The sequence below is a fragment of the Snodgrassella sp. W8158 genome, from assembly GCF_016100435.1.
Lineage (GTDB): Bacteria > Pseudomonadota > Gammaproteobacteria > Burkholderiales > Neisseriaceae > Snodgrassella > Snodgrassella alvi.
Window position 1 is genome coordinate 804,016 of the sequence record NZ_JACFSM010000002.1, and the last position, 13,635, is coordinate 817,650.

21 protein-coding genes are annotated in these 13,635 nt (G+C 35.4%); 20 read left to right on the forward strand and 1 reads right to left on the reverse strand.

Going from position 1 to position 13,635, the window contains the following annotated elements:
* Positions 1–126 precede the first annotated feature (126 nt).
* The gene (locus H3V11_RS08135; RefSeq protein WP_198224214.1) at positions 127–1,056 is read right to left on the reverse strand and encodes a DUF723 domain-containing protein; all 930 of its coding nucleotides are present in this window, start codon (positions 1,054–1,056) and stop codon (positions 127–129) included.
* A gap of 893 nt (positions 1,057–1,949) precedes the next feature.
* Between H3V11_RS08135 and H3V11_RS08140 the strand changes: the two genes are divergently transcribed.
* The 20 genes from H3V11_RS08140 to H3V11_RS08235 all read left to right on the forward strand — a co-directional run.
* Positions 1,950–2,594: a hypothetical protein gene (locus H3V11_RS08140; RefSeq protein ID WP_198224216.1), complete on the forward strand. Its 645-nt coding sequence runs from the start codon at positions 1,950–1,952 to the stop codon at positions 2,592–2,594.
* Positions 2,595–2,711: 117 nt separating this feature from the next.
* Entirely contained in the window at positions 2,712–3,380 is a 669-nt protein-coding gene (locus tag H3V11_RS08145; protein ID WP_198224218.1) for an antA/AntB antirepressor family protein, read from the forward strand.
* Between the two features lie 380 nt (positions 3,381–3,760).
* The gene (locus H3V11_RS08150; RefSeq protein ID WP_198224220.1) at positions 3,761–4,348 is read left to right on the forward strand and encodes a hypothetical protein; all 588 of its coding nucleotides are present in this window, start codon (positions 3,761–3,763) and stop codon (positions 4,346–4,348) included.
* 30 nt (positions 4,349–4,378) lie between these two features.
* Entirely contained in the window at positions 4,379–4,915 is a 537-nt protein-coding gene (locus H3V11_RS08155; protein WP_198224222.1) for a hypothetical protein, read from the forward strand.
* Positions 4,916–5,153: 238 nt separating this feature from the next.
* Complete coding sequence (locus H3V11_RS08160; RefSeq protein WP_198224231.1) at positions 5,154–5,645, forward strand: hypothetical protein; 492 nt, start codon at positions 5,154–5,156, stop codon at positions 5,643–5,645.
* A gap of 100 nt (positions 5,646–5,745) precedes the next feature.
* On the forward strand, positions 5,746–6,030 hold the full coding sequence (locus tag H3V11_RS08165; RefSeq protein WP_198224232.1) for a hypothetical protein: 285 nt from the start codon (positions 5,746–5,748) through the stop codon (positions 6,028–6,030).
* Entirely contained in the window at positions 6,027–6,206 is a 180-nt protein-coding gene (locus tag H3V11_RS08170; protein WP_198224234.1) for a hypothetical protein, read from the forward strand. Before H3V11_RS08165 ends, H3V11_RS08170 begins: the two co-directional genes overlap by 4 nt.
* A 687-nt stretch (positions 6,207–6,893) precedes the next feature.
* The gene (rdgC, locus tag H3V11_RS08175) at positions 6,894–7,817 is read left to right on the forward strand and encodes a recombination-associated protein RdgC (RefSeq protein ID WP_198224236.1); all 924 of its coding nucleotides are present in this window, start codon (positions 6,894–6,896) and stop codon (positions 7,815–7,817) included.
* A gap of 2 nt (positions 7,818–7,819) precedes the next feature.
* Entirely contained in the window at positions 7,820–8,368 is a 549-nt protein-coding gene (locus H3V11_RS08180) for a hypothetical protein (protein ID WP_198224238.1), read from the forward strand.
* A gap of 54 nt (positions 8,369–8,422) precedes the next feature.
* A complete protein-coding gene (locus H3V11_RS08185) occupies positions 8,423–9,082 on the forward strand; it encodes a hypothetical protein (RefSeq protein ID WP_198224240.1) in 660 nt (219 codons plus the stop codon).
* Positions 9,082–9,732: a hypothetical protein gene (locus H3V11_RS08190; RefSeq protein WP_198224243.1), complete on the forward strand. Its 651-nt coding sequence runs from the start codon at positions 9,082–9,084 to the stop codon at positions 9,730–9,732. Before H3V11_RS08185 ends, H3V11_RS08190 begins: the two co-directional genes overlap by 1 nt.
* 45 nt (positions 9,733–9,777) lie before the next feature.
* Positions 9,778–9,927 carry a hypothetical protein gene (locus H3V11_RS08195; protein ID WP_198224245.1) on the forward strand — a complete coding sequence of 50 codons (150 nt, stop codon included), beginning with the start codon at positions 9,778–9,780 and terminating at the stop codon, positions 9,925–9,927.
* Positions 9,928–9,998: 71 nt separating this feature from the next.
* A complete protein-coding gene (locus H3V11_RS08200) occupies positions 9,999–10,679 on the forward strand; it encodes a hypothetical protein (protein WP_198224247.1) in 681 nt (226 codons plus the stop codon).
* Positions 10,672–11,139, forward strand: a complete 468-nt coding sequence (locus H3V11_RS08205; RefSeq protein WP_198224249.1) for a hypothetical protein — start codon at positions 10,672–10,674, stop codon at positions 11,137–11,139. The genes H3V11_RS08200 and H3V11_RS08205 overlap by 8 nt, the downstream gene beginning before the upstream one ends.
* Positions 11,140–11,168: 29 nt before the next feature.
* Positions 11,169–11,489: a hypothetical protein gene (locus H3V11_RS08210; RefSeq protein ID WP_198224251.1), complete on the forward strand. Its 321-nt coding sequence runs from the start codon at positions 11,169–11,171 to the stop codon at positions 11,487–11,489.
* 75 nt (positions 11,490–11,564) lie between these two features.
* Positions 11,565–11,843, forward strand: a complete 279-nt coding sequence (locus H3V11_RS08215) for a hypothetical protein (RefSeq protein WP_198224253.1) — start codon at positions 11,565–11,567, stop codon at positions 11,841–11,843.
* Positions 11,844–11,916: 73 nt separating this feature from the next.
* Entirely contained in the window at positions 11,917–12,303 is a 387-nt protein-coding gene (locus H3V11_RS08220; RefSeq protein ID WP_198224255.1) for a hypothetical protein, read from the forward strand.
* Between the two features lie 88 nt (positions 12,304–12,391).
* Positions 12,392–12,796: a hypothetical protein gene (locus H3V11_RS08225; RefSeq protein WP_198224257.1), complete on the forward strand. Its 405-nt coding sequence runs from the start codon at positions 12,392–12,394 to the stop codon at positions 12,794–12,796.
* A gap of 61 nt (positions 12,797–12,857) precedes the next feature.
* Entirely contained in the window at positions 12,858–13,079 is a 222-nt protein-coding gene (locus H3V11_RS08230) for a hypothetical protein (protein WP_198224259.1), read from the forward strand.
* A gap of 243 nt (positions 13,080–13,322) precedes the next feature.
* Positions 13,323–13,635 (forward strand): hypothetical protein (locus H3V11_RS08235; protein ID WP_198224261.1); only part of this gene is annotated, 313 nt, incomplete at its 3' end.

Sequence of the window (13,635 nt, forward strand, 5' to 3'; positions counted from 1 at the left end):
AAGAAAGTGGAAGATGACAGCTTCCACTTCACAAGAATTATCTTAAAGGGGAAATTAATTATTTAAAGGAGAAACAATTAATTCGTTTTTATATTAACAACAAGCTAAAACTGTGTCAAGGTTTTGTTAAAACAGTGTTGATGCCCAAAATAGTCTTCCGATGACAGTGACTGAACTTGCCAGAACAGTTTCGTCCGGATATGCAAAATTAATACTATGAATTTTAATGTGCTTCGGGTCAGAAAGCACTAGAGACTTAATCCTTAGAAGACCATCTGCCTGCACAAAAGCATAGATTTTACCTGCATGAATAACTTTATCGGAAGTATCGATACCAACCAAAGCCCCATCTTGCAGCATAGGCTCCATGCTGTCACCCTGAACCTTGCAACACATGACATTCTTCGGACTAATTCCTTTCTTCTGGAGGTCGATGCGACTTAACGGAATCGGGGTTGTCTCTAAGTTCTCAGTAATCTGCCCTGCCCCAGCGGACAACCTCAAATCCGAGTAGTACGGCACGAGAACGAAAGAGCTATCAGGTGACTCCAAATGTTCATCATAGATCAGTGGGCGAACTACAGTCGAGGGAATTTTAATAGCCTGTTTGTCTGAAGAGGTTCTGGATTTTGAGCGAAGGGCTTTAATAGACAGCTCTTTGCCGCATAATGGGCAGCCGTATTTAGTATTCATCGCGTTTGCAAAAGTTGCTGTAACTTCCCCATGGGTGGGACACTCTACTACACAATCTCCATAAAAATTTGTATAGGAAATTAACTTTTTACCAGGAAACTTTTGCTCAAATCTCTTATTAGCGTCTCTAAAACGTTTTTCAGCAAGAGAGCTACCTTGTTTAAATAACTCTTTATTGCATAACGGACAGCCATGCGCTGTTCTATATATACTTTTATAGGTATGCCCACTAATCACCCCGTGTGTAGGGCATTCTATTATGCATGTTTCATCATACCTAGTAAATTCCAGTAATTTATTTTTAGGAAAACTATGCTCATATTTTTGTTTGACTTCATCAAAACTAAGCCATTTTTTAGGCATCGTTCCTCACCACCTTTTACAATTTATTAACAATAGTATTATAAAAGTACAGTAATTTCAGGTCAAAATAAATTCTGGTTTGTGTCAAAAAAGTTTCAAAAAAATTCAAAAAATTTTTTGAGAGACCTCAGAAGCCCCGATTGGCGGGCTATCATGACAAATGTGTACCCGTCAGTCATTATGTTAAGTTCTGTAAAATGCCTTGTAACTTTAAGCCTTATGACTTAATATACACACATACCGAAGGACACAGAGCGACACAAAATCGATACAGTCCTTTACTGATATTTAACAACTTAAAGCGGTAAGACTAAAAAAGCACCACGTACGACGGGTGCCGGAAAACTAGCATACTGCTTTTTAAGATATGCGACTATACACATTACTGTGTATTGAATAAAGACATGAATTTGTCATTGCGCACTCTCTAGCCGTAAGGCGTGGGACGTTCTTTATACAATTTGGATAAGCAAGAGTTAATACGTATATTATACGTTTAACCAAGCTATACACATGTAACGTGCTGTAGCATGTGTGAATACTACACCGCACAAAAGATAATATACGTTAAGGTGTTTGCTTTGTTAGCCTCCACCCTAACGCATATGACCCTATAAGCTGTTACCAGCAGCTTATAAACTTCTTAGCATTGTATGGATAAATCCACCCAATGCAGGCGTTATTAATAGGTGTTACCTATTAATAACTTTTTACGACTATGTGAGGCAATTAGGACTGCAACCTGTAACATTGCCAAACAACTTTTAAACAACCTAACAAGGTTATAACTTCATCAACAGGGATTAATAAAGACCTCTTACTACTAGGCTTTATCAATTGATATCAATCTCCATCAATTGACATCAATCCCTATTAACAAAGGATATGATACCATGGAAAATAAAATTGTCAACAACACAATTAATGCAAATAACTTTACTGATACAGTTAATAACCTGATCAATGCCCTGCAAACGTTTGACAATGCTAAAGCAGAAAAAGGTGCAATGGCTGAAAAACTGCGCGCTCAGCAGGAAGGGATTTTTGCATCTATACAGCAGATAATTAGTTTTTCTATCCGTGTTAATAATGATACTAACCTTGTTAGTCTGGTTAAGTTGTTTAATACGTTTAGTTCTGCACGTTCGATTCTGAACACCTTTAGTTATGCAGTAAAACGAAATAGTAAGACTGGTGTCTTAAAGCGTTCAGACTATGCTAAACGTGCGCCAGAGAATGCAGCAGATGACGTACTGAAAGAGTCCAACCCTTATGCAGTTGAAGTGATAGAAGCCCGGAAAGAGGCTAAAAAGCAGGAAAAAGCAAACGCACCGAGGAGCACGAGACTTGAACAAGCCGAGAAAGGAGTTAACAGACTAAAGAAAGAATTAAACAGCTATGGATTATTGGACTATGTAAAACAGTTAGAAGCGATGATCTCAACTATTCAAGCTGATAAAGACAACGCACAGCGAGAAGAAGCCCAAGAGATACAGAATATGCCAAGTTTAGCAGTGCAAGAAGTAAAAGCCGCATAATCTGAGAAAGGAGAATATAGACCAAGAACTATAAAATAGACTCTTTGAGATAAAAACCGCCCCACAAAGGCGGTTTTTTGTCGTCCATTTTTCAAAATGACATAGGAATATTAAACAATGACAAATACAACACCGGACAGTGCACAGTTGGTAGCTGTATTCCCTGTTTTAGTCTATGGAAAAGAACAATTATTCTGTGACGCTCGACAACTACATCAATTATTAAATGTGGGTAAGGACTTTTCAAACTGGATTAAAGATCGTATTGCAGAATATGATTTTGTGGCTGGTGTAGATTACCACATTGCCACTGAGAGTTTAGGAATTGATATTTTTCCTATTAATCAATGTAATAAGAATTTTCCTGAAAATTCAGGGAAAATACCAGAAGGCTCGTCTGAGTTTTCGCCAAATTTGGCGAAAACTACTCAAAGTGAGGGTGAAGATAGTTTTTCCCAAATTTGGGAAAAACCTAATGAAAGTATAAATACTGATAATATTCAAAAAGATAGTTTTCCTGAATTTTCTGGAAAACCTATAAATGTAAATATAGACGTAGATATAGCGAATTTATATAGGACTATAAAGAACCCTAAAGGAGGACGCCCAACCAAAGAGTACATTCTCACACTGGACATGGCAAAAGAGCTGGCTATGGTCGAGAAATCGGATATCGGGCGGAAAGTACGTAAATACTTTATAGAGTGCGAACGTCAGAGCCAGAATCTGCAATTTAAATTACTGGAATCGTACAAAGACAGATTGGCGAATATAGTAGAAAAATAACGCCCGCTGGATATGAACGACTTTATCTGGGAATCCACCCGAATTTCTGTCTGGGCATATAGGCTTCTATCTATGTTTCAGTACTTCAAAGCCCCGCCCGACCTGAAAGAATACCCACATTACCAATTACTTTGGATATATGAACAGGAGTTTGTCGACTTATTAAATCGGCATAATAAGAATTTAGTCTATATATGTGAGACTACACAAAACTCATCACTAAGGCATGAAATACGCCGCCAGTTAGACACTATCAAGTATTTAAATAACTGTTGGTAACTAAACAAAAACCGCTTGCTAAAGGCGGTTTTTGTTTATTTATCGTGCGGTTTGAAATCGAATCGAATTTTGAAAACCGTTTAAATCTGAGAGGTTTGAAAATGAAATACATACAAATACCTGTCTATAAATACAGTGAATTATCTAAAAACGCCCAGTATAACGCTCAAATAGAGTGGGCAGATACTACTGATCCAACAGAATATTTAATAGACTCTTTCAAGGAATTTATCAAAGAGCTGGAATACGTCGGTATTATCCTACATTCTTGGGAATTTGACTATTGTGAATTTGACTTTAAATTCTATATTAACAGTGACTTAACCGAATTTGAGGTTGAAGGTTTATCGGCTTTTAAGAAAGTTCTAGGGCTTTACTATAAATTCAATTTAGTACCGAAAATTTATAAATCCAAAACCAAACGAAGAATTTCAAAAATTCAAGAGGTTACAGATGAGAAACACGATTGGATATATTATTCATTTGTCGAATCTTTAAAAGAAATTCTACAGAAGAAAAACCTTAAGTGCAGCTTAGAGGATTATTTGAAAGAAGCCCTAGATCTAACACTAGAAGAAATTCAAAAGGAATATGTAGCAATTTTAGAATCACTTCCCACAGTAGCAGAAGACTACGAATATTATTTTTATGCAAACGGATCACGTTGTTATGAAGCTGAGGAGGTTTGAAAATGAAAATGAAATTCAAAAGGATGAAAAATGCAACCTTTTAACCTTACAAAGTTAGATAAAAGTCAAATAAGAGAAGTTCTTTCAAAAATCCCTTACTGGATTAGATTCAAGGACCATTGTCCGTTTAAACTCTACGGAATAAAACCTCCAGGCAACGCAAAGCAGTATTATGGTTTTCTGCGAGGTTTTTTTACTGCCGATGAGGAATTCGCCCAATGTATATGGGCCGCTGCACAGTGGGCAGAGAATGAAGTCTATGAGCGGAATAAGTTTAAAAAACTTATAGCTCAAGCTCCGGCTGATGTACTTTATGAATTCGGAATCAAAAGGTCAAAGACAGCCTATCAGACTCCGGAAACACGGGCAGAGTTCGAAGAATGTCTGGACAAATTCATGCGGGGAAAGCACAAACGCCCTACTCCAACTGGCTTCGGTGAGTTTCACAAAGCACCGCATAAGATTAGACAGGTGTTTCAAGCTCCAATTAACTTTCAGTCAGGGCGCGAGGCTCGTCCGGCAGTCATTCAAATTCGTCCTAACTCTCACGTTCTCAATTTCCATTAATCGTCCATAAACGCCCGTAGAGCGACGCAAGTTAAAAGACGTAGGTCTGTCTGCGTACGATGCCGATCGTGCGTTGTAGGTGGCTTTTTGTCCGAATAACAGCGGATGTTTTATAATCGGCGTTGGGCGATGGGCGTTTTATAATTGGCGTTGGGCGGTTTGAAAACGAAATTTGAAAATTTTGCTCCGAATTTCGCACAACAGGGGGCAGGTTTTCTAAAGATAATAAGGAGTAAATATGATAGATAGACGTTGGAAGCCTGTAGATAGGAAATTAATAGACGAAGATAATTTGAAGTTTCCTAGATTCTATCTCCAAAAAATTTCTGGAGATATTGTTTTATTTTTTACTAAGACAAAAGCTGTAGTCTTAAAACTCATAAAAGATAGGAGTGGGTATGAATTAGATTCTGAATATTCAGATTTTTGTGAATGTACGGATGAGGAATCCTGGCAACCAATTGATGTTGTTTTAAGTAACAAGTCACTAACGTTTGGACAGGAAGTTGTAGAAATTAATGGTTTAGCAGGTATTATTTTAAACAGTTACATAGCTTACGATGACGTCAAAATTTTATACGAATATAAGTTTTTAGTTTTAACACCTGAAATCTGTCTGGGTGTGAGAAACCTCACGGATCCTGAATTCAATGGCACATGGAATTACGTAAAAATATCTATTAGCCATACTGATGGAATCTCTATAGTGGGATATCAGGAGAAACCCTAGAGTTTAGGAAAATCTACAATCCGGAGAACATAATGTTCACATTTCTAATGGCAGCCATTTGGCTGCCTTTTTCTTTATATATTTCGGCGAGGTTCCTTAAATGATGAGTATGGACCAGATACTGACTCTGATTGTCAAAGCTATCAAAGCGGCTGCTAAAGATAAGAGGATAAAAATATCCGATAAAAATTACGATTATGTCTCTATCTCGATTGAGAATCACCTATACGTAACTTTGTCTTGCACTTCAGTCAAAATCCGAAAATCAGAACAGACAGCCTACTTTCCTATATCTGACTTTGAATCACGAGGTTTAGCAGAACTGGCCACCAATTTCTTCATGCTGATTACAGGTGTTACCAAACCAAAGGAGTTCTTTTCATGACCTACGAAGTACGATATCTGTCACGCGACGGAAAAATTCTGAAATCCAATGTATTTTCCAGAAAGCCTAATATCGCTAAGTTAGACGTTCCGTTTTTCGCTGTACAGCGTTTAATCTACAGGGAGGGTTCGCTAATTGACATGGGTGCAGTGGTTGGCACACTACCTGTTTGCTAGAGGGGGTGGAAATTCTATGCAATAAGGTATCAATATATCTAAAGAGGGGGTGGAAATTTGGTGCAGGCAGGTGCATTCGGGATTACAGTTCTTCTATAGAGTCTCGACTCTAAAAATATGCATTTATTCTATAATTTTAATTTATTGATTTTATATATATTTTTAACAGAAATACTAAACTAAATTTAGTAACATATAGTTAGTATATAAAATACCTATTTAAAATTTATATAGAGAAATTTTTTTTATTCTAATTTTGAACATATAAAAATAATAATAAGGGTACCCCCTTTTTGAAAATCACTGCCTACACAAAAGCCCACTGCCAACAGCCAAAATAACAATTATATAATTGATTTATATTTATATTTTGTGGAAATTCTCTTAATTTAAATCACTGTAACTGCCTACGACTGCCTAAAAATTAGGCAAAAAAGAGGGGTGTGATATTCAAATAGCATTGAATTGCCCTAAAAGAGGGGGTGGAAATCCTAATTTTTATTAAATTAGCATATATTTCCACCCCCTCTTTTGCTTTTACAAACTTCTAATTTCAAAAAGAGGGGGTGGAAAGTCTGGTTTTTATTCAAATAACATATATTTCCACCCCCTCTTTTTTCTTATTTATGTAATTTGAGTATTTCCACCCCCTCTTCCCATCAACCAAAAACACTGCTTGGAGAACTTATGTCAAAATCAAAAGTAAAACACCCGCATTTTTCACAGATGAAACTATATCGATTACGAAACATATATCCTGAAATCGAAGACCAACTGCTTAAGGCTCATTTTAGACCTCCTGAACCTAATCAGAGATCACGCTCCGGATTCATTTCGATTAATCCAGAAATATTAGGAGACCGGTATCAGATTACTATAGATAAAATCTCCTACATGCGACTTCAAACTGAACAAAAGATTCTGACCGAGGCCATGATTAAAGATTTGATGGTGGAGAATTTCCTTTCTCGTTTTCCTATAACTGGCTTGAGTTCTAAGACTGATACCTACGCTTCTTTGAGTAAAGAAGAGAAAATCCTACTTAAAGACCAAATTATTACAGAGTATTTACCAAAAGCCTTTTCTGAAACGTTCATTACCGAAGGTGTTATAGATACTCAAAATAAACTATTACTGATCAACACAACCAACTCATCACGTGCTGATACGTTTGTTAATTCATTACGCAACGCTGTATCAGATTTAGGTGAATTCTGGGCCTCAACCCCTGCTACTGTTGTTCCACTTCATGAGTTTATGCGTGAAGTAGTTCGAAACGGCCAATCCGAAGACGAAAAATTCGAAGTTGGTTCCAGTTGTGTGATTTGTGAAGATTCCAAAAAAGGTCAAGTAATAAGAATATCAAATGGTGATATTAGTTCAGGACAAGTTGTACAACATTTAAATGCCGGTGTAAAAGTAACTCAGTTGAATATGGTTTGGAAAGACCTTGTTGAATTTACTTTAACTGAGGACTTCAACCTGAAATCTATTAAGTTTAGGGACAACCCAGAAAAAGACACACCTTGGGATAACGTTCTTTATAACCAGTCAGTATTTCTTAGCTCATTAATCAATGACATAGTAGAGTTATCGGGAGGCTGGAAGTAATTATGGATAAAGAACAAGAGAGTGTCTATAACGCAGAGGTACCTCTTATACAACCGGAAAAAAGTCAGAATTTTTCAGTCTCTAAATTTGATCTGGTTTACTCATATTTGTATGAAAAGTTTATGGCTAAACTCTATTCAAGATTCGATAAATTAATGTCTTTTCTTATAATGGTTATGGCTATTATATCTTTAACAGATTTAGTACCAAATGTAATTCCAGGATTCGTTATTGTTATTCTGGTATTTTTTCAAATTACTACTCAATCAGGAGTAAAAGCTCAAACAGCCAAAAGACAAGCATTGAGTTATCTGACCTTATATGAAAATTTTGATAATACAGAATCAGATGTTCTTAAGAAGAGTTTTGTAAACCTTCAGACTCATGACTTGGAAGAAGTAGGTAGTCTCTCCTACCCTGCTCAGTTGGCTGCTCTTGCAGTGTTAGGTTTTACGCCTGATAAAGGTTATAGAGATGGATATAGAAAATTAAACCTAATTGAAAAATGGGCATTATGGCTTATTGGAGAAGACTTAAAATACCCGTTATAACTATTTCAAACACTTAAAGCCACCTTCTGGGTGGCTTTTTAATGGAAGATTATTATGACTAAAAAGTACAATATATTTAACCATAAACCTGCACAAGATGAATTTATTTATTTGCCTTGTTTTGTAACGTCTGGAGGTTATAGACGTACAAAATGGGACCACAATGACAAAGACCATTGCAACTCTAAAACTGTTATTTTTAAAGACTGGAAATCAGCGCAAGCCGCAACAAACTTTCTTTTAGATTATATAAAAGATAACCCTAACAGATTTCCTTGTTTAAAAATTGACCATAGATGTCCCACATATATTTTGAAAATGGGTCATTTGAGTGGAATGTCTGTTCAACGACAACCCTCTCCAGCTTATAACACTATAGAATATCTCTTAGAAAGTGGCTTGATTTATAGAACTGAAAAAGAAGCATTAGAAGCTAAAAAAGAATTAGAGGAAGCCTTGTATTCTGAAGTCCTAAGGTCTAATCCTGGTTTTGTATTTAGTTCATATCATCCATTAGAAGATACTTCATTTTTTGTCCCAGACTCATACTCAGGCACTGTAAAAACTATATATTTTGATTCAGACAACCCAGATCATAATAACCTCTTGGATCGGAATTTACTATTTACAGATTTAGAGGCTGCTGAAGAAGTACTTCAAACTTGGTTAGCTTTACCAGTATTAAATAATAACTCACAATTAAAGGAGGACTAGTGACCCAAGAATATAATCTATATTATCGTAAACCCCAATTAGGTGAGGATTGCTTTCTTATTAGTTTAGATGACGTTGGAGGCTATTCACATTTAAAGTGGACAGCTACCGAAGACCCGTTTTATTCCTCAGATATAATAATTTTTAAAGATTGGCAATCAGCAAAAGCAGCAGCAGACTTTATTTTGAATTATATTCGGAATAATTCTGAAAAATTTTCTTATATAAGCCAGGCCAATGACAAAGACGAAGTTTACTGTTTGAATTATGGATATCTGTATTTTGTATCTCGTTTTGTTCGGGATTATCAATTAGAAAACTTACCTAATCCTGAATATCTTCTAGATTGTGGTTTGATTTATAAATCGATAGAGGATGCAAACGCTGCCAGATTAATATTAGAAGAAGTCTTGTACAAAGAAGTAAGAAATAAAAACTTAACAGGAATATCACAGGATTTCAAATCAGGCGAATTTGTTTATGTTCCTAACATTTATACTAATTCTATAGAGATAGACAATTTTTGCCCATCTCGACATATGAGACTTGCGGAACGAAATCTTTTGTTTGCAACAGAAGAAGCTGCGCAGGAGATGTTACAGCTATTGTTGGAAGTACCAGATTTGTTGTTTAAATCTCGTTTTAAGTAGGATAATTAGGATTGATGGCCAAATGTTTAACGAAGGAGTTTAAGTATGGCTAGAAGTATATTTGTTTTTGAATCTCATGAAGAAGCATATAAAGCTTTAAAGTTTCTAAAAAGAGCTATAGCTGAGAAAAAGGAAAAGGAACTGAAACAGAAGGAAGAAACCCAACGTGCATCAAAAGCTGATACGTCGAATTAACCTTTGACGTACCTGAAACAACATTCCAAAGCTCACTATCCGGTGAGCTTTAATTTTTAGGAGAATTAATTATGACTAAGAAATTTAAATTTTTAAAAAAGGCTCCAAAGATTGGTCAACTATACTATCTATTAACTCCTGACGGAGGTCAGACCTTTTATAGGGAACTCTCATGGGACGACGCGGTTACTGAACATAAGTGGTTAAGAGCTCATAGAGTTTATCCAACTAGAAAAGATGTTAAACGGGCTGCTAAATTTGTAAAGGATTTCATAAAATCCCACAAAGAACAGCTAAATTATATTACATCTGAGCCTGAACCTGGAACTGAGGTTTGGTATGGTATTGATATGGATGGTAGTAAATTGGATTGTAAGAAAATACCCTTTGATTCCAAAGATGGAGAACATCAATTATTATTAAAACTAGGTTTACTTTATAATAATTCAGATATGGTTAAAGAAGCCTCAAAGATAATAACAAAAGCTTTGGCTAAAGAGCAGAAAAGACTTAAATATAAATTTTTAACAGAAGCTCCAGAACCTGGAACCATAGTCTATTATCCACATTTGGGGTTTGCACTTGGTTTTGATGAGTTGGAGTGGCACCCTAATTTTTCTGCTCATGTTCGCTATTTAAACCTTGGATTACTTTTTTCTAAAAAGAAACATGCAATACGCGCCAATATAGCTATGCTAAACCATATAAATCCTACGATTCCAAAAATTACTAAAGAGGAAGCCCATGAGTAAAGAATTTATCTGCATAAACGGATTACCTAAACGAGATTCAATCTATTTTTCTTTGGATTTTTCAGTCTTAGATAAAGCTTTAGCAATTAAATCTGTACATGATTGGGTAGAAAAAGAACTTACACGACTTTCTCTTTGCTTTTTGACTAAAGAAGATGTTCAGGAAGCTAAAAAGTTTCTTTTTGAGTATATGAAAGAGCACCCAGGAGAGTTTTCATATATTACAGACGAACCCGATGCGGGAACAGTAATTTGGATGGTAACTAATGCTTTTCCAGAATATGTGCCAATCAGTGAAACATTGATATATGACCCTTCCGATCCAGAATCTAAATTCAAATTTGAGTTTGGTTTGCTCTATAGAACACAGGAAGATGCAGATAAATCAATAAATACTATGTCTAGAGTAATTTCCGAAAAATCAAAGCAGAATGCAAGCAAACTAACCCAAGCCAGCTAATCGCTGGCTTTAATTTTAAGGAGATTAACATGGAAATTGATTCAGATTTTTCAAAATTAATTTTAGAGAAAATTGATAATAAAGAGAATTTAACAGATGACGAACTTAGAGAGCTTGTGAAGGAGTTTTTTTATAGAGAGCGTATTAAAAAGGAAGAAAATTCCGAAGAAACTTCAACTGTAATTATTCTTCAAGGTAGGTATTTTTTAATTGACTGGACATATTACCCAGGATCTGCTGTCTGTCCAGATAAACTTAACTCCACTTTTTTATATCAACCTCAAGAGGTGTATCTTAGAGAGAAAACCGTGAAGTATTGGGTAGACAAGTACGGGCGGATTCTCTATTAAAGCCAGCTATTAAAGCCAGCCAAACCGCTGGCTTTTTAATTGAGTTTTACAACCTGAAATAAGAAAGGAGTTGAAGTGATTAAACAAGAAATTCTGAGTAAATTAGCTAATAAAGAAGATTTAACGGAAGAAGAGCTTTTATTCCTTATTGTTGAGTTTAAAGAAGTTCATAGTCAAATTATTGAGTCAGATGAATATAGCGAAACTACTGTCGTAGTTTTAGAAATTGATCCTGATCTATATTATGAAGTAACTTGGTGTCATTATTATTCTGGTGAAAATGAATTCCAAGAATCCCATAGAGTTAAAAAAGAAACGAAAACTATTGAAGTTTTTGTACGTTGTAAGGGTTAACTTATTAATTATTAAATTGAAATAAAGCCACTATACAGTGGCTTTAATTTTACATACTGATTTTGGAGGTTTTATGAGTAACAAATATTCAGGTAGAAGACATTTTATATGTTCAGAGGGAGAATGTTTCGACGGAACTTCTGTACTTCTTGAAGTTGATTTTGATAATAATAGTTTAAAAAGTGCTATTGACCAGATGGCGGATTATCACCAGATAAAAATTCCTGAATCTGATTTTGAAGGGCGTTTCGATGCCTGTTTACAGCTTATAGCCCACGCTATCTATTCTTTTCTAGCAACAGAGATGTTTCGACCTAAGGATTATTCTAAAACTATAAGAGATTATGTTGGAAGTCTAGAGGGCTTTCCATATCTAGACGGAACTGAGGGGATTAAAGTTGCTAGTTATGAATTTGACATTGTTATTGAACCCAAAGATATCTGTGTACAGGAGTGGTAGAACCTATTATTTAATTATCAGATAGTAAATATAAAAAGCCCGTTATTTAGCGGATTTAATTATTTAAGGAATTTTTGTTGGAGATTTTATGAGTAACAAATATTCAGGTAAAAAACAATACTGGTGTTCTGAGGATTACTTTTTCCAGGGTTGTTATGTAGTTTTTGAAGTTGATTTTGAAAATAAAACTTTATATGAAGTCATTGAACAAATGACTATTTTTCATGATCTAGAGCTCACTGAAGATAATTTTATTGAGTGCTTACAGGACTGCCTGAAAATTATTTCCAATTTAGCTTATTCATACCTCACATCGGAGATGTGCGGATATGGTCGTGGGTCTTCTATAGAAGATTATATTGCATCAACAGTAGGCTTCCCGGCTGTTGATGGAAGCAGTGGAATTAATTTAAAAGTTGTAGAGTTCAGCGCAAGTCTAGACCCGTATTCTTTTGATATTGAAGAAATAGAGCCAAGTGAAGAAGATAAGTAGGAAATTTGTAAATTTAATATCTATATTATAGAAGTAACAAATAATTAGAAAGGAGTTAGTTATGTTGGAAGTTACTAAAACGCATGAAAAAGGATCTGAATATCTGGTTGCTCGCAAACACCGTGAACATGGATTTATTGTTTTGTTTCTATCCAAAAATACAGGGATAGTTATTAAAACTTCTCCTGACTCTGAAACGATATTTGGAGACATTAGCAATGATTGGATTTCTTGTAGTGATAATACAATTTGGGAACCCGTAGATATCACAATTACTGGTTAACCAAAAATCTGAAAATGAAAATGAAATCAATTTCAGTCGCTATAGCGACTTTTTATTTATCTAAATTTTCCTAGTGGTACTACCCCGCCCAGCACGCAGGTGGCGGAAGTAACAGCGTGCAGCACATGACTGGCCTGCTCTTCCAGTAGTACGTGCCGACTAACCGCCGTAAGCGGTTATTTTGTTATCTAACTTTAGACAGAGCTATATAAATATTAGATTTTCTTCTTAAAAGGTTTATAAATGAAATATGAAGAATTCGTAATTACCCGTGAATGGCTTAAAGAAATGAAAGCTTGTAAAGCTGAACTTCAAGCTTTTGAACAGTATTTCCCTAATAGCGGGGAAGCTTTAGAAGTACTAAAGCGATGTGAAGAGTTAGATTATAAGAGTTTTGCAAGGTGGTTAGTATATCGCTTGCCTCCCATTTATCCACCTTTAGAGCTTAATAATTTAATAGGTAATCTTTTCTACCCCAATGATGTACATATTAAAGGCGATGTTTCTACTCAAGAGGTTATTTACATCAAAGGAAATCTTAAGGTAGACGAGAAAT